Here is a 25,170-nt window from a genome sequence, read left to right on the forward strand (position 1 = left end):
TGCACGGGGGCGGCGCGGAGTCCGTCCGCGCCGCCCTGCGTCTGGTGCTGTCCTACTTCTCGACGGTGAAGCCCTGCTCCTCGGCGTACTTCACCGAGGCGTCCTGCCAGGCCTTCAGACCGTCCACGAGCTTGGTGTTCGAGACGTAGGCCTTGCCGACCGTGTCGTTGAAGATCGAGTGGGCGTACTGCTGGAACGGCAGGTACGTCCAGTCGCTGGCGACGTTCGCGGCGGACTCGGCGAAGATCTTGTTCGCCTCCTGGCCGCCGAGGTAGTCGAACTTGGTGCTCTGGAACTCGGGGGACTCCAGCTCCGCCTTGGTGGCGGGGAAGGCGCCCTGCTTGACGCGGGTCTGGACACCGTCACCGGAGTTGGCGTACTCCACGAAGGCGTAGGCGAGTTCCTTGTTCTTGCCGAGCGAGGGCAGGGTCAGCGAGCTGCCGCCGTTCTCCGCGCTGGCCTTGTCGCCCTTGGTCCAGGCCGGCATCGGGGCCGCGCGCCACTGGCCGGCCGCGTTCGGCACACCGGTGACGAAGTTGGCGGGCATCCAGGCGCCGGTGGTCAGGGTGGCGATGCTGCCGTCGCCGAGGCCCTTGTACCAGTCGTCGGTCCAGCCGGTGACCGGGGCGAGGAGCTTCTCGTCGATGAGCTTCTGCCAGGTCTCCGCGTACTTCTTGGCCTTCGCGTCGCTGAAGTCGATCTTCACGTTGGTGCCGTCGACCTTGTACGGACGCGAACCGGCCTGCCACAGCATGCTGGTGGTGAAGCCGGCGTCGCCGGTGTCGTTGGCGATGTAGACCTTGGGGTCGGCCTTGTGCAGCTTGCGCGCGGCGTCGACGTACTCGTCCCAGGTGGTCGGGACGGCGATCTTGTACTTGTCGAAGATCTTCTTGTTGTAGAACATCGCCATCGGACCGGAGTCCATCGGCAGGCCGTAGACCGCCTTGTCCTCGCTCACGGCGTTCCACGGACCGGGCGTGTACTTGGACGCCAGCTTGTCGGCGCCGAAGGGGGCCAGGTCGGTGAGGCCCTTGCCGAGGGCGTACTGGTTCACCGCGAAGTACTCGACCTGCGCGACGTCCGGGACGCCCTTCTCGGCCGAGATCGCGTTCGACAGCGCGGTGTAGTGCTTGTCGCCCGACCGCTCGCTGACGAGGTTGATCTTGACCTTCGGGTACTTCTTCTCGAAGTCGGCGGCGACCGTCTTCAGCGTGGGCTCCCAGGACCACACCGTCACCGTGCCGCCCTTCTTCAGGGCCGCCTGGACGTCCGAGGCGGAGACCGCCTTCTCGGCGGAGTCGTCGTCCGAGCCGCCGCAGGCGGTGGCGCCCAGGGCCACGGTGGACAGGAGGGCTATGCCGCGCAGCAGGCGGCCGGTGTTTCTGCGCATGAGGGTGTTTCCACTTCTTCGTGGGTGGGACGGGGTGAGGGTGGTGGTGCGTGATGTGGGGCTGAGGGGGCGGCCGGGGAGCCGCGCGGTCACTCCTTGACGCTGCCTGCGGCGAGACCCGACTGCCAGTACTTCTGGAGCAGCAGGAACGCGGCGATGAGCGGCAGGATGGTGAGCAGCGAACCGGTGATCACCAGGTTGAAGATGACCTCGCCGCCGACGGTCTCGGCCTGGGAGTTCCACGCGCTCAGACCGAGCGTCAGCGGGTACCAGTCCGAGTCCTTGAGCATGATCAGCGGCAGGAAGTAGTTGTTCCAGGTCGCGACCGTGGTGAACAGCAGGACGGTCACGATGCCGGGGGCGAGCAGCGGGAGGGCGACGGTGAAGAAGGTGCGCGCCTCGCCGGCCCCGTCGATGCGGGCGGCCTCGAGGAGTTCGGTGGGGATGGCCTCGGTGGCGAACACCCACATCAGGTACAGGCCGAACGGCGAGACCAGCGAGGGGATGATCACCGCCCACGGGGTGTCGGTCAGGCCCATCTTGCTGAACATCAGGAAGGTGGGCACCGCGAGGGCCGTGCCGGGGACCGCCACCGCGCCGATGACCGTGGCGAAGATGCCGCGCTTGCCGGGGAAGTCGAACTTCGCCAGCGCGTATCCGCCGAGGACCGCCAGCAGGGTGGCCCCGCCGGCGCCCAGCACCACGTACATCAGGGTGTTCAGCAGCCAGCGCGTGAACACGCCGTCGTGGTAGGTGAACGTGTCGCGGATGTTGTCCCACAGCGCGAAGTCGTCGGCGAACCACATCCCGGACGAGTCGGCCAGGCCCGCCTGCGTCTTGGTGGCGTTGATGGCCAGCCAGATCAGCGGCACGACGGTGTAGACGACGATCAGCGAGGTCAGCACCGTCAGCAGCACGCTGCGCTTGGGCTTGTCGGGGGAGTGCCTGCGCGCCTTGCGCAGCCGTGGCGCGCCGCGGCCGGGACCGGGGGTCTTGGCGGGTGCGGCCGGGGAGGCGGTGGTGAGAGGGCTGCTCATCGGGTCACGCTCCCTTGCGCATGCCGCGCAGCTGCACGACGTAGGCGATCACCATCGTGATCAGGCCCATGATGATGGCCACCGTCGCGGAGTAGTTGTGCTGCTGGCCGTTGAAGGACAGCGAGTACGTGTAGAAGTTCGGCGTGTAGTCGGTGGTGATGGCGTTGCGGGCCAGCGGCCGCAGGATGTTCGGCTCGTTGAACAGCTGGAAGCTGCCGATGATGGAGAAGATCGTCGCGATGACCAGGGCGCCCCGGATGGCGGGCAGCTTGATCGCGGTGATCACGCGGATCTGTCCGGCGCCGTCGATCTCCGCCGCCTCGTACAGCGAGTTCGGGATGACGCGCAGCGCCGAGTAGAAGATCAGCATGTTGTAGCCGACGAACTCCCAGGTGACGATGTTGCCGATGGAGGCCAGCACCAGGTCGGGGGAGAGCGGGTCGGGCAGCGATACGTCGAACGCCCCGTTGATGTCGCCGACCAGGCCGTACTTCGTGCCGTACATGAAGCCCCACATGAGGGTGGCGACCACGGCGGGCACCGCGTACGGCAGGAAGATCGTGATGCGGAAGAAGCTCTTGCCGTAGAGCCGGCCGCTGTCCAGCGCCAGGGCCACCAGCAGGGCGATGCCCAGCATGATCGGTACCTGGACGACCAGGAACAGCGACACCCGCACGAGCGCGCTCCAGAACTGGTCGTCCTGCAGCGCCTGCGTGTAGTTGTCGAAGCCGACGAACTGGGTGCCGCCGATGAGCTGGTCCCGGAAGAGGCTGAGGTAGATCGAATACACGATCGGCGCCAGGAAGACCAGGGCGAACACGGCCACGAAGGGGCCGATGAAGCCCCAGCCCGTCCACGAGCGGCGGTCCCGTTTCGCCGGAGGGGGCGCCGGCCGCGGCTCGGCGGCCACCGGCGGTTGCAGCGTCGTCATGTCGTTCCTCGCTCATCCAGTCCTGGAACAGGCGGTGTCGCGCCGACGTGCCGCGTGCACCGCCACGATGTTTACGCAAACATTCAGCCACCGTAAAGAGGTCTGGCGAGCTGTTATGTTTACGTAAACATCTGATGGCGGCATGTCTACACTGCCCCGATAACCACGGTCAAGGGTCATCTGCGGAGACCCTCGAAGCGGCGGCGAGAGGAAGAGGGGGGCAACGCGTGGAGATGGCTGAAAGGGCTCCGGCGGGCGAGGCCGGGACGGCCGGGGGCCCGGCGGGGGGCGTCCAGGAGCGGGGCGCCCGCGGCCGCGGCCGGGCCACCGCCTCGATGGCGGACGTGGCACGTCTCGCGGGCGTGTCCTCGCAGACCGTCTCCCGGGTGTCCAACGGTTACGCCGGTGTGAACGAGGAGACCCGGCAGCAGGTCCTCGCCGCGATGAAGGAGCTGGGCTACCGGCCGAACAGTGCGGCCCGCGCCCTCAAACGCGGCGAGTTCCGCACCATAGGCGTGATCACCTTCACGCTGTCCACGACCGGCAACATGCGCACCCTGGACGCCATCGCCACCTCCGCCGCCGCCGAGGGCTACGCGGTGACGCTGCTGCCGGTCGCCGTGCCCACCCAGGACGAGGTGCGCGGCGCGTTCTCCCGCCTGGAGGAGCTCGCCGTCGACGCGGTCATCGTCATCATGGAGGTCCACCTGCTGGACGCGGCCACCGTCGTCCTGCCGCCGCACGTCCAGGTCGTGGTCGTCGACTCCGACGCCGGCAGCCACTACACCGTCGTCGACACCGACCAGTGGGGCGGCACCCGCACGGCCGTCCAACACCTGCTGGACCTCGGCCACCTGACGGTGTGGCACCTGGCGGGACCCGCGGAGTCCTTCGCCGCCCAGCGCCGCGCCGACGCCTGGCGCGGCGCGCTCACCGACGCGGGCCGCCCCGTCCCGCCCCTCGTCCGGGGCGACTGGTCGGCGGAGTCCGGCTACCGCGCCGGCCTCGAACTCGCCGCCCGCGAGGACTGCACCGCCGTCTTCGCCGCCAACGACCAGATGGCCCTCGGTCTGCTGCGCGCCCTGCACGAACGGGGCCGGCGCGTCCCCGAGGACGTCAGCGTGATCGGCTTCGACGACATCCCGGAGGCCGGCTCCTTCCTGCCCCCGCTGACCACCCTTCACCAGGACTTCGCCGAGGTCGGCCGCCTCTGCGTGCAGGCGGTCCTGAGCAAGATGCGCCGGGACAGCTTCCCGGGCGGCACGACCCTCGTACCGACCCGCCTGGTCCTGCGCGAGAGCACGGCACCACCGCCGGGCGCCGGCTCCGGGGGGCCGCCGCGGGCCAAAGGCTCTGGGGAGGGCTGAGGCGGACCGGCCGGAGGGTGCCCTTTGCTGCCCGGCGGACCGGCAGCCCTGCCACCTGCCCGCCGGCCGGCCCCACTGCCCGCCGTCCGGCAGACCCCCGTCCAGCACCCGCCGGGTCCGGCCCTTCACACCAGGCCCAGCTCCAAGTCCCGTTCCCCCGCCGCCCGGGCCGCCGTGCGCCAGGCGACCGTGACGGCGGTGCGGGCGGCCGCCGTGCCGGTGCGGGCCTCCGCGGGGAGTCGCATCGGGGCGCCGACGTGGACGTGGCAGTGGGGGCGGCGGAGCGGTGCCGTGAGGGCGCCCGCCATCTGCTTGGCCGTCGAACCCGAGGAGATCCGCCGGGCGCCGACGTGACCCACCGGCACCACCAGGGCACCGGAGACCTGCGCGAGGCGGGCGACTCCGGTGCGGAAGGCCTCCGGCGGGCCGGGCGCCGCGTCCCTGCGGTCCGGCAGCCCGCCCTCGCCGTAGAGCAGGACGTGCCGGCCGTCGGCGAGGGCCTCGGCGGCGGCGTCGAGGGCGTGCGCGGCGCGTGCGGAGCGCCGGTGGACGGGGATGTGCCCCTCGCGGGCCAGCACCCGGCCGAGCACCGGCACCCGCCAGAGCCCCGCGGTCGCCATCACCACGGGCTCCACGCCGAGCCCGCGCAGCGCGGCCAGCACGACCGCGGGGTCGGCCAGGGAGTCGTGGTTGGCGGCGAAGATGGTCCCCGCGGACAGGCGCATCCGCAGTTCACTGGTCACGGTGAGGCGCCCGAACAGGGGCACCAGGACGGAGGCGGCACGGGTGAGCACGGCGGGCCCTTTCCGGTCGGGGTCGGCTGAGTGAGCCCAGTCTCGTGGCGGCACGGCGACCGCGCCTGAGTACGGCTACTCAGACACCCGTACGACTTCTGCGAGTTGAGCCGTGTCCACGGCCCGGTCCGGGGCATCCGCAGAATGACGGACCCGACCGGGCCGACACCGGCACCCAACCCCCGAAGGGACGGACCTCTTGCTGGCCATCATCGCGGCGGTGGCGTTCTTCATCGCCTTTCTGATCAACGCGGCGGAGATCTCCACCAACGACGCCTTCACCTCCACCAACATCATGCTGCTCGGCCTGACCCTGCTCGCCCTCCACGTCGGCGGCATCGGCGCGGGCTGGTCGGCGCGGGGCCGCAGACACTGAAGGCACCTTCGGCCGGGCCCGCCCCCGAACCCGGGGGCGGGCCCGCCGACGTGTGCGCGAGGGGGCGGCCCGGCGCTCGAGCGCGCTGCGGAGCCCGTCGGGCGGACCGGCCGCGGTGCGGATCGGCCGCGGTGCGGACCGGGCGGCGGCCCCGTGCCGCGCCACCTCTCCGTCTCCGGGACACCCCGTCTCCGGGACACCCCGTCTCCGGGACACCCCGTCTCCGGGAAACCTCGTCTCCGGGAAACCCCGCCGATCGGGGCAGGTTCGGCAGCGTTCCGATGGCCGGGCGGAACTCGGGGTAGGCGAGGAGACAACCCAGGAAAGGATCGCCATGACGACCTACGTGATCAGCGTTCCCGGCACCTTCACCACCGGCGTCGACGCCGACACCCGGGCCCGGATCGGCCGTTCCCTCAGGCCGGCCGACCCGCACCGCACGCAGATGGGGAACGCCGAGGACCTCGACGCCCTCTCCCTGAACGACGACGACACGTTCACCATCCGGCTGACCGTGGAGGCGGACAGCGCGCCGCACGCCGAGGAGCGCGCGCGGCTCCTCGCGCAGTCGGCGTTGCGCGAGTCCGGCCTGGACGAGAGCGACGCCCCGCTGGGCCCGGCGGCGGTCACGGGCATCGACTCCGACATCTGAGCCCGGCCCCGCGCGAGCGCGGGCCGGAAGGGACTTCCGGAAGGCCCGCCGCGCGCGGGGACGCCGGAACCGGCTTCCCGAACGTCTGCCGCGCGCCGTACCGGGCACACGCAGGAACCAGGACACGACCCCAGGGAGGACATCGTGAGCGAATACCGAGAGCACAGCGTCCCGACCGCCGGACACACGCCCGACGACGACCTGACCGGCTACCAGGTGGACGCCACGGACGGTCGCGCGGGCAGGATCGGCAAGTACTCGGCCGACCTCGGCCCGCAGTTCCTGGTGGTGCGCACCGGCGTCTGGTTCCTCGGCAAGGACGTGGTGCTCCCGGCGGACGCCGTCATGGGTGTCGACCACCGGGCGCGCATCGTGCAGGTCTCCCGGACCAAGGACGAGGTGCGGTCGGCACCCGTCTTCGAGGTGGACACGTACCTGGGCGACCCCCGCCACCGTGACCAGCTCGGCGGCCGGCACGGTTCGGGACACTGACCCGCGCCGTCGCCGCACGCGGCCGCGGGCCGGGCCCTCTCGCGGACCGGCCCGCCGACGAGGAAAGATGGGACGGCGAGCGACGGATCAACCCAAGCGGAGGAACGGACCATGCAGCACGAACGAGCGGGCCGGCCGGCCGGCCCCGAGGACCTCGTCGACGTGGCCCGGCTGGTCACCGCGTACTACGCGCTGCACCCCGACCCCGCCGACCCGGCGCAGCGGGTGGCCTTCGGCACGTCCGGGCACCGCGGCTCCTCGCTGAACACCGCGTTCAACGAGGACCACATCGCCGCGACGAGCCAGGCCATCTGCGAGTACCGCACCGCGCAGGGCACCGACGGCCCCCTCTTCCTGGGCGCCGACAGCCACGCCCTGTCCGAGCCCGCCCGGGTCACCGCCCTCGAGGTGTTCGCCGCCAACGACGTGACGGTGCTCATCGACGCCGCCGACGGCTACACGCCCACCCCGGCCGTCTCGCACGCCGTCCTCACCCACAACCGGGGCCGTACGGGGGGCCTCGCGGACGGCGTGGTCGTCACCCCATCGCACAACCCGCCGGGTGACGGCGGCTTCAAGTACAACCCGCCCAGCGGCGGCCCGGCCGGCTCGGACGCGACCTCCTGGATCCAGGACCGCGCCAACGAGATCATCGCGGCCGGTCTGAAGGACGTACGCCGCGTCCCTTACCGCAGGGCGCTCGCCGCCCCCGGCACGGGCCGCCACGACTTCCTCGGCGCGTACGTCGCCGACCTGCCGGCCGTGCTGGACCTGGACGCGATCCGTGCCGCGGGCGTCCGCATCGGCGCCGACCCGCTCGGCGGGGCCTCCGTCGCCTACTGGGGCCGGATCGCCGAGGAGCACCGGCTCGACCTGACCGTGGTCAACCCGCTCACCGACCCCACCTGGCGGTTCATGACGCTGGACTGGGACGGCAAGATCCGCATGGACTGCTCGTCGCCGTACGCGATGGCCTCGCTCATCGACCAGCGGGACCGGTTCCACATCGCCACCGGCAACGACGCCGACGCCGACCGGCACGGGATCGTCACCCCGGACGCGGGCCTGATGAACCCCAACCACTACCTGGCCGCCGCCATCGCCTACCTCTACGCCCACCGCGAGCAGTGGCCCGAGCACACCGGGATCGGCAAGACCCTGGTGTCGTCCTCCATGATCGACCGAGTGGCCGCCGATCTCGGCCGCCGCCTCGTCGAGGTGCCCGTCGGTTTCAAGTGGTTCGTGGACGGTCTGGCCGACGGCTCACTCGGCTTCGGCGGGGAGGAGTCGGCCGGCGCGTCCTTCCTGCGCCGCGACGGCTCGGTGTGGACCACCGACAAGGACGGCATCATCCTGGCGCTGCTCGCCTCCGAGATCACCGCAGTCACCGGGAAGACCCCCTCGGAGCACTACGCGGCCCTGACGGCCCGCTTCGGCGAGCCCGCCTACGCCCGGATCGACGCCCCCGCGACCCGCGAGGAGAAGGCGCTGCTCGCCAAGCTCTCGCCCGCGCAGGTCACCGCGGACACGCTCGCCGGAGAGCCGGTCACCGGCGTCCTCACCGAGGCGCCCGGCAACGGCGCGGCCATCGGCGGCATCAAGGTGACCACCGAGAACGCCTGGTTCGCCGCCCGCCCCTCCGGCACGGAGGACGTGTACAAGATCTACGGCGAGTCGTTCCTCGGCCCCGACCACCTCCGTCGGGTGCAGGAGGAGGCCAAGGACGTGGTGATGACGGCTCTCGGCGGCTGACGCGCGCGTGGTGCCCGCGCCGCGTGGTGCCCGTGCCGCGTAGTGCCCGTGCCGTGGCTCGGACGACGGTGAGGCGGGAGGCCCCGTCGTCCGAGTCCACGGCGTCAGCCACAGGTGCCGGTCCTTCCGGTACCGACCGCAGCGCCGCGTACGCGCAGCCGGGGCAGCGGGCGGCGCGGCCCGGCCCGGGGCCGCGGACGTCCTGCTTCGCGCGAGGCCCCGGGCGGGCGCGCTCCGGGGCAGGACCGAGAGCCGGGCGCCGCGGCGGCGCCCGGTATCCCCGTGACCAGGGGCGGCGGCTGCCCCGGGCTCCCGGACGGCCCGCCTCGGCCCACCGCTCCCGACCGTGGACCTGTCGGTATCATCCAATAAACGTAAAAGGTGAATTTCGCCCCGAAGGGGCTACCGTCCTCTCCGGAGGGAGCCATGTCCCGCAAGCGCCCGACGGACGACGGCGACGAACTGCTGGCCAGGCTCGGCTCGCTCACCGCCCAGGCGCGCGAACGCGCGGAGCTGCAGCGCTCCCGCGTCGAACTGGCCATCGCCCTCCAGCGCGGCATGCTCCCCAGGGACCTGCCCACCGTGCGCGGCTACCGGCTCGCCGTCCGGTACGCGCCCGCCTACCACGGCCTCAACGTGGGCGGCGACTGGTACGACGCCTTCCGGATGGCCGACGGCCGTATCGGCCTGTCCATCGGCGACGTCCAGGGCCACAACATCGAGGCGACCGCCTTCATGGGCCAGGTCCGCGTCGGCCTGCGCGCCCTCGCCTCCGTCACCGGCGAGCCCGGCGAACTCCTCGCCGCCACCAACGACCTGCTGCTCTCCCTCGGCGGCGACCTCTTCGCCACCTGTACCTTCATACGCCTCGACCCGTCGACCGGCGTGCTGGAGAGCGCCCGCGCCGGTCACATCCCCTGCGTGTGGGCGACCGCGGACGGCAGGTCCGGCATCGCCGAGGACGACGGCGGCCCGCCCCTCGGCGTCCTGGCGGGGACGACGTACCCGGTCACCCGCTACCGGCTCACCCGGGGCGGAGTGTTCGTCCTGCTCACCGACGGCGTCGTGGAGGGGCCCTCGATGAGCGTCGACGAGGGCCTGGACCAGGCCGTGCGGCTCGCCGGTGTCGCCGCCGGCGCCGGCCTGGACGCCCCTGCCCTCGCCACCGCCGTGATGAGGGGCGCCGAGCGCGTCGGGCACGAGGACGACGCGGCCGTCCTGGTCGTCGGACGCGACGCGGTGGACGACGACGAACGGGGACCGCACGTTCAGCCATAGGGCCGGTCCCCGCGCCCCCCGCCTCGCCGTGGGCACGGGCCCGGTGTCTGATGGCTGCTGTGGTGGGTGACAGCGATCTGCGCCGGGCGGCCGTCCTCGCCGCCGAGACGGCGGCGGTCGCGGCCTGCTACTACGCGGCCGGAAGGCTGGGCCTGCTGCGGCAGCTCGTCGTCGAGGGCGCGATCTTCACCCCCATCTGGCCGCCGTCCGGCGTCGCCGTCGCCTGCCTGCTGATCCTCGGACTGCGCTGCTGGGCCGGGATCGCGCTCGGGGCGCTGCTCGTCATCCTGTCGATCACCTCGCCCGACCCCGCCATCGTCTTCAACCTGGCGGGCAACACCGCCGCCCCCGTCTGCGCCTGCCTGATGCTGCGCAGGGTGGGCTTCCGCAACGACCTCTCCCGCTTGCGCGACGGTCTCGCCCTGGTGTTCCTCGGGGCGCTGACCGCGATGCTGATCAGCTCGACCGTGGGTGTCGGGGTCCTCGTCCTCACCGACCAGCTGCCCGCGCACGCCTTCTGGCCCGTCTGGCTGGCCTGGTGGGTCGGCGACGCGATGGGCGTCCTCATCGTCACGCCCGTCCTGCTCGTCGTGCACGCAGCCCGTCGGCCGCCGCCCCTGACCCGCTGGAAGGAGGCCACGGGCCTGGCCGTCATCGCCCTCGCGGTGATCCCGCTGGCCACCAACAGCTCCGTCAGTGTGCTCTTCCTCGTCTACCCGCTGCTGATCTGGGCGGCCCTGCGCTTCCAGCTCGCCGGCAGCATGCTGTGCGCCCTGTTCACCTCGGTCCTCGCCACCGTCGCGGCCACCGACGGAGTCGGCCCCTTCGCGCACCTGACGCGGACGGAGGTCATGGGCAAACTCCAGGCCTTCAACGGCACCATGGCCCTGACCGCCCTGCTGCTCTCGGCCGTCATCACCGAACAGCGCAACACCCGCCGCTCGGTGGAGCGGGCCTGCCAGGAACTGGCCGAGGTCCTGGAACACCTCACGGCGGGCGACATGCCGTACGGCCGGTCCCAGAAGGGGACGCCGGACGATCCGCCCCGCGAACCCTAGTGCTGTGGCCGGAAAGGTTTGCCGGAAAGCTCGCGGCGCCCGGTGCGGTGCATCGCAAGGCGGAGCATTGCCCGCGTACCGGATGTACTCGGGTGATGCGACAACGCGGCGGTGGGGGCCCCTCCCGCGCGAGCGAAGCCGAGCGTGGGGGAGCCGTGCCGGACGTCGCGAGCCGGTGAACCTTTCCGGTCACAGCACTAGGTGTTCTGTCCACGCAGGTCGGTGACGGAGATCCCGGCCGGGGGATCTCGAAGCGGGTGAGGGCCTTCCGGCCCGGTGCGGATCGCGACGACCGCACCCCGGCCCACGGGGGCGGCGAGACGGTCGCCGTCGTCGCGCCGCCCGTTTCCGGCCCCGAGGGCCGGTCCGCACGGTGCCGCCACCCCGCCGCCCAGGACACCGCCGCCACCGCGGCGAGGATCCGCGGGGCAGTCACGGGCTCCCTCGGAGTGCCCCGGCCGGGGCATGGCATGATCGTGCGCATGCGTGAACGAGTGGTGGCCGCGTGCGACGGGGCCTCGAAGGGAAACCCCGGTCCGGCGGCCTGGGCCTGGGTGATCTCCGACGGCGCCGAGGCACCGGCCCGCTGGGAGGCGGGCCCGCTCGGCAAGGCCACCAACAACGTCGCCGAACTCACCGCCCTGGAACGCCTGCTGGCGGCGGTCGACCCGGACGTACCGCTGGAGATCCGCATGGACTCGCAGTACGCCATGAAGGCCGTCACCACCTGGCTGCCCGGCTGGAAGCGCAACGGCTGGAAGACCGCCGCGGGCAAGCCGGTCGCCAACCAGGACCTGGTCGTGCGCATCGACGAACTGCTCGACGGCCGCACGGTCGACTTCCGTTACGTGCCCGCCCACCAGGTGGACGGCGACAAGCTGAACGACTTCGCGGACCGGGCCGCCAGCCAGGCGGCGATCGTCCAGGAGCCGGCGGGCAGCGCCCTCGGTTCGCCCGAGCCGCCCCCCGCCCCCGACGTCCCGGCGAAGTCCGGCGCACGCCGCAAGGCCGCCGGGGGCACGTCGCCCCGGCGGCCCGGCGGTTCGTCCGCCCGCACGATCAAAGCCAAGTTCCCCGGCCGCTGCGTGTGCGGGCGGCCCTACGCGTCGGGGGAACCGATCGCCAAGAACGATCAGGGCTGGGGCCACCCGGACTGCCGCACGGCGGCCGCCGGGTGACCTGGGCGGCACCGGTCAGACGACCGCGCCGCGCCAGCCGCCGGTCTCGAGACCGCGCTCCTCGATGAACTCCTTGAAGCGCTTGAGATCGCCCTTGGTCTGCCGCTTCACGAAGCCGAGCTTGTCGCCGACGGTCTCGGCGAGACCCTCGGGTTCGAACTCCAGCTGCAGCATGACCTTCGTGCGGTCGTCGTCGAGGCGGTGGAAGGTCACAACGCCGGCCTGCCGGGCCTGTCCGGCCACCGTCGTCCAGGCGACCCGCTCGTCCGGGATCTGCTCGGTGATCTCGGCGTCGAACTCACGGTGCACGCCGTTCACCGCCGTGACCCAGTGGGTGAGCGTGTCGGTGCGCTGTTCGACGCGCTCCACCCCGCCCATGAACTCGGGGAACGTCTCGAACTGCGTCCACTGGTTGTAGGCCGTGTGCACCGGGACACTGACCTCGATGGATTCCTCGACCTGCGTCACGGTCGTCTCCTCCTCGCTCTCGGCGGGTACGTGGCGCTCGGGTACCCGTGACCCCGGTGGCCAATCCGGCCGCGGTCGGGCGGAGTCGAAGGCGTGGCGAGGGGTGCCAGGCGGAGTCGAACGCGTGGCGAGGGGTGTGGTCGAGCAGGTCCGCCGGGGTGGTGTCGTTCCACGGCTTCATGGTCCCGTGCGGGTCCACCACGTCCGGGGTGCCCGCCGCCGGGACGTACCCCGATCCCAGGTGCCGTGTCGTATCGGTGCCGTCGGCCCCGGCAGGGGCAATTCCTCTCCCCGGAGGGGTCCTTGCGGTGATCCTTCGCGCGCGACCGCTCCGCCGGTGGTGTGGCTCACGTGGAGAAAGTGATGGAATCGCGAAGGAGGTCCCACCGTGACCGGCCGCGACTGCTGCTACTGTGCGTCGTCGATCGGCCACAATTCGTCATTCCTGGGGGTGCGCGTGAAGGTCGCCTGCGTCGGCGGCGGGCCCGCCGGCCTGTACCTCTCCATCCTGCTCAAGCGGCAGGACCCGTCCCACGACATCACCGTCCACGAACGCGACCCGGAGGGCTCGACCTACGGCTGGGGCGTCACCTACTGGCGGGGACTGCTCGACCAACTCCACGCCCGCGACCCCGAGTCGGCACGCGCCGTCGAGGAGAACTCCGTCCGCTGGAACCAGGGCGTCGCCCACGTGAGGGACCTGGTGACCCGTCAGCCCGGCGACGAGGGCCACGGCATCGGCCGCCACAAGCTCCTGGAGATCCTCGCCGCCCGCGCCCGCGCACTCGGCGTACGCCTGGAGTTCGAGCGCGAGATCACTCCCGACACCCTGCCCGAGGCGGATCTGGTCGTCGCGGCCGACGGCGTGCACAGCGCCCTGCGCACCCGCCACACCCGGCACTTCGGCACCCGGCTGACCTCCGGCCGCAACCCGTACGTCTGGCTCGGCACCACCAAGGTCTTCGACTCCTTCACCTTCGCCTTCGTGGAGACCGGCCACGGCTGGATCTGGTGCTACGGCTATCCGTTCAGCTCCGAACGGAGCACCTGCGTCATCGAGTGCTCCCCCGAGACCTGGACCGGCCTCGGCCTCGACCGGGCGGAGGACGCCGGCGCAACGGCGCGGCTGGAGAAGCTGTTCGCGCACATTCTCGACGGCCACCCCCTGATCGGCCGCGCCTGCGGCGACGGCGGCGCCGCCTGGCTGACCTTCCGCACCCTGACCAACCGCACCTGGCACCGGGACAACGTCGTCCTGCTCGGCGACGCCGCCCACACCACCCACTACTCCATCGGCGCCGGCACCACCCTCGCCCTGGAGGACGCCTTCGCGCTCGCCGACGCCCTGCGGGACAGCCCCGGCCTCCCCCAGGCCCTCACCCGCTACGAGCGCGACCGCACCGCGGCCCTGCTGACCCCGCAGAGCGCCGCCCGGCACAGCGCCCAGTGGTACGAGAACCTCGACCGCTACATCGACCTGCCCCCGGAGCAGATGTTCGCCCTGCTCGGGCAGCGCCACTCGCCCCTGCTGCCCTACGTCCCGCCCCAGCTGTACTACCGGCTCGACAAGGCCGCCGGGCAGCTCGAAGCCCTGCGCCGCCTCAAGCGCTGGCTCGGCCCCCGGCTCGCCAGGACCGCGCAGAGCAGGACCCCGGCCGCCCGGAAGCAGCCCCACGGCACCCCGCGCTGAGCACGGCCCCACCGGGAGGACCGCCGACCGCCGCGGCCCGGCGGTCCGGGCACCCCCACCGTCCGGCCCGCGCCGACGGACGAACCGCAGGTGACAGACCGGACCGGCCGGTTCCGCACCCGGCCGTCACGGATGACAGACTGCCCCCATGGACGAGCGCGAATTCGGCAGGTCTGGTCAGCACGCATCCGTCATCGGTCTCGGTACCTGGCAACTGGGCGCCGACTGGGGTGACGTCGACGACAAGGAGGCCCTGGCGGTACTGGAGGCGGCCGCCGAGGCGGGCGTCACCTTCTTCGACACCGCCGACGTGTACGGCGACGGCCGCAGCGAGCAGACCATCGCCGCCTTCCTGAGCGGACGGCCCGACCTGCACGTGCTGGTCGCCACCAAGATGGGCCGCCGTGTCGACCAGATCCCCGAGAACTACGTCCTCGACAACTTCCGCGCCTGGAACGACCGATCCCGCCGCAACCTCGGCGTCGACCGCATCGACCTGGTGCAGCTGCACTGCCCGCCCACCCCCGTCTACTCCACGGACGAGGTCTTCGACGCCCTCGACACCCTGGTGGAGGAGGAGCGCATCGCCCACTACGGCGTCAGCGTGGAGACCTGCGCCGAGGCCCTCACGGCGATCGCCCGGCCCGGCGTGGCCAGCGTGCAGATCATCCTCAACCCGTTCCGCATGAAGCCGCTGCACGAGGTGCTCCCCGCCGCCCGCGAGGCCGGCGTCGGCATCATCGCGCGCGTGCCGCTCGCCTCCGGCCTGCTGTCCGGCAAGTACACCAAGGACACCGTCTTCCCGGCGAACGACCACCGCACCTACAACCGGCACGGCGAGTCCTTCGACCAGGGCGAGACCTTCTCCGGCATCGACTACGCCACCGGCGTCGAGGCCGCCGCCGAGTTCGCCGCCCTCGCCCCCGAGGGGTACACCCCGGCCCAGCTCGCGCTGCGCTGGATCGTCCGGCAGCCCGGCGTGACCACGGTGATCCCGGGCGCCCGCTCCCCCGAACAGGCCCGCGCCAACGCGGCCGCCGCCCGCCTGCCCGAGCTGTCCGAGGAGACCCTGACGGCGGTCCGGGACCTGTACGAGCGGCGGATCGAGCAGCAGGTCGAGGGCCGCTGGTAGCCGGAACCGCGACCGGGCGGAGAAAAACGCCGATCAGCGGGTACTCGCCGGGAGAACATTTACTCGAACCGGGGAGGACACGTGGGCACCGCAGTGGGGGACGAGCGTCGCAGAGGCCGTGACGAGACCGAGGAGGAGAGAGCCGACCGGAAGTGGGGCGAGCTGATCCAGGAGGTCCGCGTCGCCCAGACGGGCGTGCAGATCCTCTTCGGTTTCCTGCTCACGGTCGTCTTCACCCCGCGCTACGCGAGCCTCGGGGAAACCGAGCACGCGATCTACCTCGTCACGGTCGTCCTGGGCGCCTGCGCGACGGGCGCCCTGATAGGACCGGTCTCCCTGCACCGCCTGGTCTCCGGGCGGCGGGTGAAGCCGGAGGCGGTCACCTGGGCCTCCCGGATGACCTTCACCGGCCTGGTGCTGCTGCTCGCCACGATGACCTCCGCCCTGCTCCTCATCCTGCGGGTGGCGACCCACGACGCCTACGTGCCCTACCTGGTCACCGCGGTGGTCGCCTGGTACCTGCTGTTCTGGTTCGGCATCCCGATGTGGACCCGGCACCGCTACACCTCCCGCTGAGGCGCCTTCCGGACGGGGGCGGGGGGGGGGGGGGGGGGGGCCCGCCCCCCCCCCCCCCCCCCCCCCCCCCCCCGTCCGGCATCCGTGGCCCGGTCGCGCAGCGCGGGCGCTCAGCACGTGGCACGCGGGCCCGCGCAGGCCGCGACACGGCCACCGGCGCCGCCCGCGCCCGTCACGCCGGCGGGGGACCGGGTGGACGGGCCGGACGCACGGGGGCGGGGGCGCACACGGCCGGGTCAACCCGGTCGGACGAACGCGTTCAGGCGAACGCCTCGCGCAGCGCCGGCAGCAGCGTCTTCTCCGACCAGTCCAGATACGCCGGCTGCGCGTCACCCCCGATCTGCACCAGGGCCACCTCGGTGAACCCGGCCTCCGCGTAGGGGCGGACCGCTTCGACGAAGGCGTCCGGGTCGTCGCCGCAGGGGATCGACGCGGCCACGTCGTCCGGGGTGACGAACCGGGTCGCCGCCTCGAAGGAGTCCGGGTGCGGCAGCTCGGAGTTCACCTTCCAGCCGCTGCCGAACCAGCGGAACTGGGCGTGCGCCCGCTTCACCGCGGTGTCCCGGTCGGGGTCGTAGGAGACCGGCAGCTGGCCCACGCGCGGCTTGCCCGAACCGCCGTGCCGGTCGAAGGCCTCCAGCAGCCCCGGCTTCGGTTCGGTGGCGATCACCAGGTCGGCGAGGCGGCCCGCGAGCGCGCACGACTGCTCCCCGGAGACCGCGATGCCGATCTCCGGCGGCTGGTCGGGCAGGTCCCACAGGCGGGCCGAGTCGACGTCGAAGTGCGTGCCGTGACGCGTCACGTGGCCGCCCTCGAAGAGCGCGCGGATGATCTCCACGGCCTCCTCGAGCATCTCGTGCCGCACGTTCACGGGCGGCCAGCCGCCGCCCACCACGTGCTCGTTGAGGTTCTCCCCGGAGCCCAGCCCCAGCCGGAAGCGGCCCTCGGACAGCAGCTGCATCGTGGCCGCCTTCTGCGCCACGATCGCCGGGTGGTAGCGGACCGTGGGACAGGTCACGTAGGTCATCAGCGGTATGCGGGAGGTGGCCTGGGCGGCGGCGCCCAGCACGCTCCACGCGTACGGCGAGTGCCCCTGCGACCGCAGCCACGGGAAGTAGTGGTCCGAGGTCACCGAGAAGTCGAAGCCGGCCTCCTCGGCCCGCACCAGATGGCCGACCAGTTCACGGGGGCCGGCCTGCTCGGTCATCATCGTGTATCCGATTCGCACCATGGGCGCCGGGTCCCCCGGCGGACGGGGGCGGAAACGGGCCGCGGGCGGGACGTACGAGGACAAATGGCGGACCGGCGCCCGGCATCCCATACTGGATCAAGTGTCACGAGGGGCAGGACGCTCCCCGAGGACCGCCTGCGTCGCCTCCCGGCGGCGGAGAGCGAAGTGCCGGGCCCCGTTCAGAGGCGCCCGGGCCGGCCCGCCGTCAACCGACAGCACATGTGACATCAGCAGTGACACCGTCCCGGCAGCCCACGTGACACCGGCCCCGCCAGCACGCCGTACACCGTACGCCGGTGAGAGGTCGGCCGGGCCTCCGACCGAGGAACCCGTCGCGCGGTGCACCCGAGGAACCACTCGTCGGGAAGCCGGGCTCCACCTGTGACGGGGGTCCCCCCCCACGAAGGGAGTTCCCATGAACTCACGCAGCAGGAAGATCGCCACCGCCACCGCCAGTGCCTGCGTACTGTCCCTCGCCGTGGCCGTCCCCGCCTTCGCGGAAGGTGCGGCGCAGGAGAACGGAAAGGCGTCCGTGTCCGTGTTCCACGGCGTTCCGGGCCTCACCGTCGACGTGTACGCCAACGGGAAAGAACTGCTTCCCGACTTCAAGCCCGGCACCCTGACCGAGCCCCAGTCCCTGGACCCGGGCACCTACGACATCGAGGTCTTCCCCGACGGCAAGGGCCCCGACGGTGATCCCGCCATCCGGAAGAGCGTCGACGTCCCGGCCGGGGCGAACGCCACGCTCGCGGCCCACCTCGACGCCCAGGGCAACCCCACGCTCACCGCGTTCGTCAACGACACCTCCAAGGTCCCGGCCGGCCAGTCGCGGCTGACCGTCCGCCACGTGGCCGCGGCACCCGCCGTGGACGTCCGCGCGGGCGGCGAGCCGGTCGTCGAGGGCCTGACCAACCCGAACGAGAAGTCGCTCGAGGTGCCCGCCGGCACGGTGAACGCCGACGTCGTCCTGGCCGGGACCGACACCGTGGTCATAGGCCCCGCAGACCTCGACCTCGCCGAGGGCTCCCACACGGTCGTCTACGCCTGGGGGAGCGCCCAGGACAAGAACCTCGCGCTGAAGACACAGACGATCAGCGGCACGGACTCCGCGCCGAACGGTGTGGACGCCGGTGAGAGCGGCGCGATGGCCGCCGACAACCACTCCGCCACCGCCTGGCTCACCTGGGGCACCACGGGGGCCGTCGCGGTCGCCGGCCTGCTGGCCGCCCGCCGCCGGTACACCCGGAGCGAGTGACGGCCGTGCGTCCCTCCCGCAGGGGCGGGCGGCCCTCCGCGGCGGCCGTCCGGGCCGCCGCGGTCGTCGCCGCCGTCCTGGCGGCGCTGCTGGTCTGGTCGTTGTGGCCGTCCGGGGCCTCGGTGCCGTCGGACTTCGGTGACCGGCCGCGGGCCCAGGAGCCCGCGGCCGTCACCTCGTTCGGGGTCCACGACCCCGGACCGGGCGAGGCGGGGAACGGGTCCGGACCGGTGTCCGAGCCGATGGCGCTGCGCGTCCCACGGGTCTCCCTGGACGCCCGGGTGCAGGGCGTCGGCGTCGACGACGACGGCACGGTGGAGGTCCCCGACAACGCGGGGCAGGCCGGCTGGTACCGCTACGGTCCCGCGCCGGGCGCCTCCGCCGGCTCCGCCGTCCTCGTCGGCCATGTGGACGACCGCACCGGGGACCTGGGCGCTTTCGCCAAGCTGTACCGGGTCCGCAAGGGCGACGAGGTGACCGTGGCCCGCGAGGACGCGCCCCCCGTGCGGTACGAGGTGACGGCCCGCGAGGTGGTCGACAAGGACAGGCTCCCCGACGAGGTGTTCCGGCGCCACGGACAGCCGGTCCTGACGCTGGTCACCTGCGCGCCCCCCTACGACCGCGAACGCGGCGGCTACCAGCGGAACCTGCTGGTGTACGCGGTCCCCGCCCGGGAACGCGGCTAGGGTTTTCCGTCCGGCCCCGCTGCCCGGCCCCCGGGACGCCGACACGGCACTGGCCGGCCGTCTCTCACCCGCCTCGCCCTTCCGCCCGCCCCGGAAAGCCCGCACCGCCAAAACGCCCGCGGGAGTGGCGGGGCGCCGCCCTCAACCCGTACGGCGGTGTCCGTGCCGACCTGCCGAGCCTCACCGGTGTCACCGTCACGGCGGACGGCGACGGCTGGACGCTGGTCCTCGCCGAGGACGACGACCGCCTGACACCGCGTCTGGGGACCGGCGCCTGGACCGTGACCGAGGAAGACGTGCCCCTCGCGGCGAGCGGCGGCTGGAGCGACGGCGACACCCTCACCGCGGACCTCGCCTTTCTGGAGACCCCCCACCGGCTCCGGGTGACCTGCACCCTCCCGGACGGCACCTTCACCGCCCGCTGGGCCACCCAGCCGCTGCACGGCGGCCCGCTGCGCAGGCTGCGCGCGCCGCGCGGCCGGGGGCCTTCCGGCGGAACCCGGGGTCTCTCGTCCGGGTCGGGCCCGATCAGGCCGGATCGGGCCGGATCAGGCCTGACCCGGCCGGAAGGTCGTGAGGAAGGCGTCCAGGGCCTGCCGGTTGGCGGTGGTGTCCCAGTCGGCGGCGGGGGTCGTCCAGCGCAGGGAGAAGCCGCGGTGGCCGCCGAGCAGGAAACCGCGGCCGAAGGTGCGCACCCGGGTGCCGTCGACGTCGACGAGCCATTCCATGTCGGCCGCCTCGTACCCCTGGTACGTCGTCGCCTCGATCGCCCCGATGCGCTCGAACCCGTCAGCCCTGCGCAGCTCCGGCTCCACGTCCTCGCGCCAGACGGCCACCGGATCCGGGCCGACCCGCTTGCTGTAGGTGACCGCGAGGGTGCGCGGGTCGCCCTCGGCGCCGAAGGTGACCCGGTAGGCGAGGTCCCCGGAGCGCGCGGTCTCCAGCCGGGTCCAGCCCTCGGGGAGGGCGACGGAGAAGCCCTCGGGCGCCCGCAGGACCCGGAAGCCGGCCGGCAGGGTCCCGGTGGTGCCCGACGGGGAGGCGGCCGGGGGGCTCGGAGCCGGGGCCGGGGGCGGGCTCGCCTCCGGGGAGGCCACGGGCGGCGAGGCGGGCGCCGGCCGGCTGGGGCTCGGCGCCGGCACGCCGGTGACTCTGTCGGCGCCGTCCTCGCCGGCCGTGGCGCCGGGCGCGGCCGGGCCGGCCTGGGCACCGTCCGACGCCGTCCGCTCGACACCGGGCAGTTGGCCCGTCGCGGCCAGCGCGGCGACCGCCACCGTGACCACGGCCAGCGCGGTCCCCGCCGCCACCGTCCGCCCGCTCCACCGCGGACCGGCGACCCGCGCGACGGCGTACGCCCGCCGCGGCCGGGACGCGGGCACGGCGTGCGTGTCCTCGTCCAGGGCGCGGACGAGGCTCTGGCGCGCCGTCGGCCGGGTCATCCGCTCCCGTGAGTCCTTGCGCAGCAGGCCCTGGACGGCGGGCCCGAGCGGACCGGACCGCAGGGGGGTGCGCAGCGGCAGCCGGTCCACGCCCTTCAGCGTGGCCTCCGGCCGGTCCCGGTCCCGGTAGGGCGGCCGGCCCTCGGCGACCGTGTAGAGGATCGCGCCCACCGCCCACAGATCGGCCGCCGGCCCGATGCGTTCGTCGCGTGCCTGCTCGGGGGAGGCGTACGCCGGGGCCGCCAGTCGGGGGGCGAGGGTCGCGCCCGCGAGGCCGAAGCCGGTGACGACGACCGGGCCGCGCGTCCGCACGAACACCTGACCGGGGCTCAGCTCGCCGTGGGTGATGCCCTCGCCGTGGGCCGCCTCCAGCACGTCGAGCAGTTCCAGCCCGATCCGGGCGGCGCGGGCGACCGGGAACACGCGCCGCTGCTCGATCAGCTGGCCCAGAGGGAGGCCGTCGATCCACTCGGTCACGGTCCACAGGGACCCCGCCTCCGCGAGGGCGTCGAGGACGGTGGCGACCCGGCCGGGGCACACCCGGGCCATCGTCTCGGACATCCGCACCACGCGCTCGGCGGCCCGGTGCGCGTCCTCCTCGGCGAGGTCCGCGGGCAGTCCGATCCGGGTGACCAGACACGGCCGGGAACCGGCCGACTCGTCGGCGTACTCCCCGTACCAGCTGACGCGGTTCGTCTCGCGGTGGACGACGTCGAGGAGCCGGTAGCGACCGGCGACCAACTCGTGCGTGGAGACGTGCGCCTTGACCATGGTCATCCCTCGCTGAACCCCGTCTGCTCACCTTTCCCAGTGGTACGGCGGTCGAGAGGGTGTGCGTTCAAGAGCGGCGCGACTCGGGCGGGATTTCTGTCTTTCATTCAAAAAATGGCGCGCACATGTGCGAGGAGAGGAAATGACTTCGAGCGGTCCGGCCGTACAACCAGCGGTGAACCCGCTTCGGGCGCCCGGGAAACGCCCGCGTCGGGCGCCCGCGGAAACGCCGGCGGCGGGCGCCCGCGGAAACGCCGGCGGCGGGCGCCGGCCAAAAACACCGCGGCGGCCGTCGGCCCGTTCCCCGACGACGGCCGCCGCGGACGCTCTCCGGTCTCAGCGCAGACCGAAACGCCCGGCCCAGGACGCCATGTCCGCGGCCGACGCGTTGCCCCCGCAGACCACCAGCCCCAGCCGGGCGTCGGGGCCCACCCGCTCCACGACCCGCCGGGCGGCCGGCAGCAGACATCCGGCGGCCGGCTCGGTCCACACCTTCGCGTGCTCGGCCAGCTCCAGACAGCCCCGTACGGCCTCCCGGTCCGGCACCACGAGCACCTCGCCCACCAGCGCCGAGACGTGCTCGTACGTCAGCGGCGCGACGGCCGGCGCGCTCAGCGTGGTGGAGATGGACGACACCTCCACCGGCACCGGACCGCCGGCCTTCAGCGCCTGGGCCATCGCCTCCGCGCCCTCGGTCTCCACCCCCCAGATCCGCACCCCCGGCCGCAGCGCCCGCAGGGCCACGGCGACACCGGAGATCAGCCCGCCGCCCCCGACGCTGACCAGGACGTCCGTCAGCTCGTCGGCGTCCCGCGCGAACTCCAGACCGACGGTGCCCTGACCGGCGACCACCACCGGGTCGTCGAACGGGTGGACCAGGGTGAGCCCTTCGTCCCGCAGGTCGTTCACGAGCGAGAAGGCGCTGCCCATCCCGTCCGTCAGCCGTACCGACGCGCCCGCCTCCTCGACGATCTCGACGGCACGGGCGGGCGCCGAACGCGGCATGACGACCGTGGCCTTCACGTGGAGGGCGGCGGCCATGACCGCCACCGCGATCCCGTGGTTGCCGCCGCTCACCGCGACCACCCCCGCCGCCCGCTCCGCCTCGGAGAGCGAGAGCAGTTTCGCCGTTGCCCCGCGCGCCTTGAAGGAACCGGTGCGCTGGAGCAGCTCCAGCTTGACGGTGACGGGGACACCGAGCAGCCCGGAGAGTCCGGGGCTCGGGAGGGTCGGGGTGCGGACGACGTGCCCGGCGATCCGCTCCGCCGCGGCTTCGATGTCCGTGATGCCGATCAAGACGACCACCTTTCCTGCGCGCTGTGCCGCGCGCGCTCCCCGCACCCTGTCGCGCGGCGGTGGACCGGGTCAACCGGGGTCCGGGCGGTGGTCAGAGGTCGCGTCGCACCAGGAAGTCCAGCAGCGACCGCAGGTCGTCCGCGGCCCCCGCCCGCAGCGGCACCCCGGCGAGCGCCGACTGCACGGCGGACACCTGCCGGCGCGCCTCGGCGAGTGCCGCCGCCCGGCCTCCGGCCTCCTCGGCCAGTGCCGCCGCCTCGACGGGGTCGCCCCCCGACTCCAGCAGCCGGGCGAGGCGCCGGGCCGCCGGCCGGGGGGACTCCAGGGCCGCCAGCACCGGAAAGGTCTTCTTGCCCTCGCGCAGGTCGCCGTGGACGGGTTTGCCGGTCACGGCCGGATCGCCCCAGATCCCCAGCAGGTCGTCGACCACCTGGAAGGCGATCCCGAGATGCCGTCCGGCCCGGTCCAGCGCGGTGACGGTCGCCTCGGGGGCCCCGCCGAGCACGGCGCCCAGCGCGGCCGCGCAGCCCAGCAGCGCGCCGGTCTTGCCCTCGGCCATCGCCCGGTACGCGTCCGGCCGCACCCGCTCGGGCCCCGACCAGGGCCGCGCGGCGAACAGCAGGTCGTCGGCCTGCCCGTGGACCAGCCCGGCGAGCGCCCCGGACAGCAGCCGTACGCCGCCGGCGCCGCCGGGGGCCGCGGCGAGGGTCTCGACGGCCAGGGCGAACAGGGCGTCACCGGCGAGGACCGCGGGCCCCGTGCCGTAGGCCTTCCAGACCGTGGGGCGGCGCCTTCGCGTGGGGTCGCCGTCCATGATGTCGTCGTGCAACAGGGAGAAGGCGTGCACGAGTTCGACCGAGACGGCCGCGGCGACCCCGGCCCGTGCGGGCGCTCCCGCCGCCTCGGCGCCGAGCACGGCGAGGGCCTGCCGCAGCCCCTTCCCGCCGGACGCGGCGGTGGGCGCCCCGCCCACCTCGCACCAGCCGAAGGAGTACGCGGCCATCTCGCCCACCCACGGATGCAGTCGGCCGACCGCTTCCGCCAGCGCGGGTCGCACCAGCGTGCGGCAGCGGTCGAGGACGGCGGGGGCGGCGGGGGCGGCCGGCCCCTTCGTCGACGCCGGCGGGACCACCGTGGTGGAGAGCGCCGTGGTGGAGAGCGCCGTCACCGTACGGTCTCCGCGGCCTGGTCACCCGGACGGCCGGCGGCCGCCTTGATGCCGAGTTCCTCCTCGGCCCGCGCCACCATCTCCCGGGCGTGCCGCAGTCCGATCCGCTCCAACTCCGCTGCCAGTGAAGACAGTTCCGCGGCCGTCTCGGAGCGGTCACGGCCCAGGCGGGCCAGCGACTTGGCCAGTCCGAGCCGGGCGAGGGCGGTGCCGCGCGGCTCGCTCATCGCGCCGAACTCCGCGAGGGCCTGTTCGTAGAGGTCCCGCGCCTCGGCGTAACGGGCCGCCCGGTACAGGACGTTGCCGCGCATCTTGTGGTTGTAGGCCAGCGCGCCGGTGAGGTTCATCGCACGGCAGGCCGTCTCCGCCTCGGCCAGCAGGGCGAGGGCGCGTTCGGTGTCGCCGTCCCGCACGGAGACGACGTCCGCCAGGCCGCGCAGCGCCCAGGCATGGCCCCGCCGGTCGTCGGCGCGCGCGGAGATCTCGGCCGCCTCCTGGAACAGCGTGCAGGCGGTGTCGAAGTCCCCGGAGTTGCGGTGCATCTGCGCGATGCCCTCCAGCGCCCACACCGTGTGCCGTGCCTCGCCGCGCCGGCGGGCCTCGGCCAGGAGCTGCTCGTGCAGCCTGCCGACGGCCTCGTAGTCGCCCTGGATGCGGCCGGTCTCCGCGAGCCCGGCCAGCGAGTAGCCCCGGACGACGACGTCCCCGCCGCGCTCCCCGAGGTCGGCCGCCAGCGCCAGCAGTCGCCGGGCCAACGGGAAGGCGCCCCGCTGCCGGGCCAGGGTGCCGCCGCTCCACAGGGCCCACGCCATCGCCGCCACGTCGCCCGCGTCCCGGGCCGCGCGATAGCTCGCCTTCCAGGCCCGGTCCGCCTCGCGCACCTGGCCCAGCCGGCGGTGCGCCTCGGCGACCGCGAGCCCGGAGCGCGCCACCTCGGCCCGCTCACCGGCCCGCTCGGCCGCCGCCAACTGCTCGGTGCCGGCGGTCAGTACGTCGACCAGGGACGAGTTCACGGACAGGGTGGTGAGGGCGCCCTGGTATTCCGGGGCGAAAGCCTTGCCGTACATCGATTCCTTTCGGCCACCATGTATGCACAGTGTGTATACATGGCGTGTATAGTGCGTCCGGAAATCGCCCCGTCCGAAGAGACGGC

The 25,170-nt window shown here is 73.2% G+C and carries 23 protein-coding genes and 1 pseudogene; 13 read left to right on the top strand and 11 right to left on the bottom strand.

The window, feature by feature from the left end:
* Positions 1-52 precede the first annotated feature (52 nt).
* The 3 genes from ACIP5W_RS04875 to ACIP5W_RS04885 form a co-directional block, all read right to left on the bottom strand.
* Positions 53-1,390: an ABC transporter substrate-binding protein gene (locus ACIP5W_RS04875; protein WP_401466761.1), complete on the bottom strand. Its 1,338-nt coding sequence runs from the start codon at positions 1,388-1,390 to the stop codon at positions 53-55.
* A gap of 89 nt (positions 1,391-1,479) precedes the next feature.
* Positions 1,480-2,427 carry a carbohydrate ABC transporter permease gene (locus ACIP5W_RS04880; protein ID WP_401466764.1) on the bottom strand — a complete coding sequence of 316 codons (948 nt, stop codon included), beginning with the start codon at positions 2,425-2,427 and terminating at the stop codon, positions 1,480-1,482.
* A 4-nt stretch (positions 2,428-2,431) separates the two neighbouring features.
* Positions 2,432-3,358, bottom strand: a complete 927-nt coding sequence (locus ACIP5W_RS04885; protein WP_366056382.1) for a sugar ABC transporter permease — start codon at positions 3,356-3,358, stop codon at positions 2,432-2,434.
* Positions 3,359-3,693: 335 nt separating this feature from the next.
* Here ACIP5W_RS04885 and ACIP5W_RS04890 point away from each other — a divergent pair, with 335 nt between their 5' ends.
* Complete coding sequence (locus ACIP5W_RS04890) at positions 3,694-4,725, top strand: LacI family DNA-binding transcriptional regulator (protein ID WP_401466990.1); 1,032 nt, start codon at positions 3,694-3,696, stop codon at positions 4,723-4,725.
* A gap of 125 nt (positions 4,726-4,850) precedes the next feature.
* Here ACIP5W_RS04890 and ACIP5W_RS04895 read toward each other — a convergent pair whose 3' ends face one another.
* The gene (locus tag ACIP5W_RS04895; RefSeq protein ID WP_401466768.1) at positions 4,851-5,519 is read right to left on the bottom strand and encodes a lysophospholipid acyltransferase family protein; all 669 of its coding nucleotides are present in this window, start codon (positions 5,517-5,519) and stop codon (positions 4,851-4,853) included.
* 199 nt (positions 5,520-5,718) lie between these two features.
* Here ACIP5W_RS04895 and ACIP5W_RS04900 point away from each other — a divergent pair, with 199 nt between their 5' ends.
* The 7 genes from ACIP5W_RS04900 to ACIP5W_RS04930 all read left to right on the top strand — a co-directional run bounded on the left by ACIP5W_RS04900 (position 5,719) and on the right by ACIP5W_RS04930 (position 12,305).
* Positions 5,719-5,895 carry a hypothetical protein gene (locus ACIP5W_RS04900; RefSeq protein ID WP_363089968.1) on the top strand — a complete coding sequence of 59 codons (177 nt, stop codon included), beginning with the start codon at positions 5,719-5,721 and terminating at the stop codon, positions 5,893-5,895.
* A gap of 334 nt (positions 5,896-6,229) precedes the next feature.
* On the top strand, positions 6,230-6,547 hold the full coding sequence (locus ACIP5W_RS04905; protein WP_401466772.1) for a hypothetical protein: 318 nt from the start codon (positions 6,230-6,232) through the stop codon (positions 6,545-6,547).
* A 144-nt stretch (positions 6,548-6,691) separates the two neighbouring features.
* Positions 6,692-7,039, top strand: coding sequence for a PRC-barrel domain containing protein (locus ACIP5W_RS04910; protein ID WP_401466775.1), 348 nt, complete (start codon positions 6,692-6,694; stop codon positions 7,037-7,039).
* A gap of 111 nt (positions 7,040-7,150) precedes the next feature.
* The gene (pgm, locus tag ACIP5W_RS04915; RefSeq protein ID WP_401466778.1) at positions 7,151-8,791 is read left to right on the top strand and encodes a phosphoglucomutase (alpha-D-glucose-1,6-bisphosphate-dependent); all 1,641 of its coding nucleotides are present in this window, start codon (positions 7,151-7,153) and stop codon (positions 8,789-8,791) included.
* A 426-nt stretch (positions 8,792-9,217) separates the two neighbouring features.
* Positions 9,218-10,069: a PP2C family protein-serine/threonine phosphatase gene (locus ACIP5W_RS04920; protein ID WP_401466781.1), complete on the top strand. Its 852-nt coding sequence runs from the start codon at positions 9,218-9,220 to the stop codon at positions 10,067-10,069.
* Between the two features lie 59 nt (positions 10,070-10,128).
* Entirely contained in the window at positions 10,129-11,127 is a 999-nt protein-coding gene (locus tag ACIP5W_RS04925) for an MASE1 domain-containing protein (protein ID WP_401466993.1), read from the top strand.
* Between the two features lie 470 nt (positions 11,128-11,597).
* Entirely contained in the window at positions 11,598-12,305 is a 708-nt protein-coding gene (locus ACIP5W_RS04930) for a ribonuclease H (protein ID WP_401466784.1), read from the top strand.
* Between the two features lie 15 nt (positions 12,306-12,320).
* Here ACIP5W_RS04930 and ACIP5W_RS04935 read toward each other — a convergent pair whose 3' ends face one another.
* Entirely contained in the window at positions 12,321-12,773 is a 453-nt protein-coding gene (locus tag ACIP5W_RS04935; RefSeq protein WP_401466787.1) for an SRPBCC family protein, read from the bottom strand.
* A gap of 109 nt (positions 12,774-12,882) precedes the next feature.
* Positions 12,883-13,020: pseudogene (locus ACIP5W_RS04940) on the bottom strand (tyrosinase family protein); the annotation flags it as partial.
* Between the two features lie 210 nt (positions 13,021-13,230).
* Between ACIP5W_RS04940 and ACIP5W_RS04945 the strand changes: the two are divergent.
* The 3 genes from ACIP5W_RS04945 to ACIP5W_RS04955 all read left to right on the top strand — a co-directional run bounded on the left by ACIP5W_RS04945 (position 13,231) and on the right by ACIP5W_RS04955 (position 16,171).
* Positions 13,231-14,463, top strand: coding sequence for an FAD-dependent monooxygenase (locus ACIP5W_RS04945; protein ID WP_401466996.1), 1,233 nt, complete (start codon positions 13,231-13,233; stop codon positions 14,461-14,463).
* 148 nt (positions 14,464-14,611) lie between these two features.
* Positions 14,612-15,595 (top strand): aldo/keto reductase, encoded by a 984-nt coding sequence (locus ACIP5W_RS04950; protein WP_401466790.1) that lies wholly within the window; start codon positions 14,612-14,614, stop codon positions 15,593-15,595.
* Between the two features lie 81 nt (positions 15,596-15,676).
* Entirely contained in the window at positions 15,677-16,171 is a 495-nt protein-coding gene (locus tag ACIP5W_RS04955) for a DUF6328 family protein (protein ID WP_401466793.1), read from the top strand.
* 259 nt (positions 16,172-16,430) lie between these two features.
* Here the strand turns inward: ACIP5W_RS04955 and ACIP5W_RS04960 are convergent, their stop codons facing one another.
* Complete coding sequence (locus tag ACIP5W_RS04960) at positions 16,431-17,402, bottom strand: LLM class F420-dependent oxidoreductase (RefSeq protein ID WP_401466796.1); 972 nt, start codon at positions 17,400-17,402, stop codon at positions 16,431-16,433.
* 415 nt (positions 17,403-17,817) lie between these two features.
* On the opposite strand from ACIP5W_RS04960, the gene ACIP5W_RS04965 reads away from it, so the two are divergent.
* Positions 17,818-18,657, top strand: coding sequence for a DUF4397 domain-containing protein (locus tag ACIP5W_RS04965; RefSeq protein ID WP_401466799.1), 840 nt, complete (start codon positions 17,818-17,820; stop codon positions 18,655-18,657).
* The gene (locus tag ACIP5W_RS04970; RefSeq protein ID WP_401466802.1) at positions 18,654-19,343 is read left to right on the top strand and encodes a class F sortase; all 690 of its coding nucleotides are present in this window, start codon (positions 18,654-18,656) and stop codon (positions 19,341-19,343) included. Before ACIP5W_RS04965 ends, ACIP5W_RS04970 begins: the two co-directional genes overlap by 4 nt.
* A gap of 548 nt (positions 19,344-19,891) precedes the next feature.
* Here ACIP5W_RS04970 and ACIP5W_RS04975 read toward each other — a convergent pair.
* The 4 genes from ACIP5W_RS04975 to ACIP5W_RS04990 all read right to left on the bottom strand — a co-directional run bounded on the left by ACIP5W_RS04975 (position 19,892) and on the right by ACIP5W_RS04990 (position 25,084).
* A complete protein-coding gene (locus tag ACIP5W_RS04975) occupies positions 19,892-21,559 on the bottom strand; it encodes a protein kinase (protein WP_401466805.1) in 1,668 nt (555 codons plus the stop codon).
* A 330-nt stretch (positions 21,560-21,889) separates the two neighbouring features.
* Positions 21,890-22,849 (bottom strand): threonine/serine dehydratase, encoded by a 960-nt coding sequence (locus tag ACIP5W_RS04980; protein WP_401466808.1) that lies wholly within the window; start codon positions 22,847-22,849, stop codon positions 21,890-21,892.
* A 91-nt stretch (positions 22,850-22,940) separates the two neighbouring features.
* Positions 22,941-24,017: a polyprenyl synthetase family protein gene (locus ACIP5W_RS04985; RefSeq protein ID WP_401466811.1), complete on the bottom strand. Its 1,077-nt coding sequence runs from the start codon at positions 24,015-24,017 to the stop codon at positions 22,941-22,943.
* Positions 24,014-25,084 (bottom strand): tetratricopeptide repeat protein, encoded by a 1,071-nt coding sequence (locus ACIP5W_RS04990; RefSeq protein ID WP_401466814.1) that lies wholly within the window; start codon positions 25,082-25,084, stop codon positions 24,014-24,016. Before ACIP5W_RS04990 ends, ACIP5W_RS04985 begins: the two co-directional genes overlap by 4 nt.
* Positions 25,085-25,170: the final 86 nt, after the last annotated feature.

Source organism: Streptomyces sp. NPDC088766 (assembly GCF_044750845.1).
Taxonomy (GTDB): Bacteria; Actinomycetota; Actinomycetes; order Streptomycetales; family Streptomycetaceae; genus Streptomyces.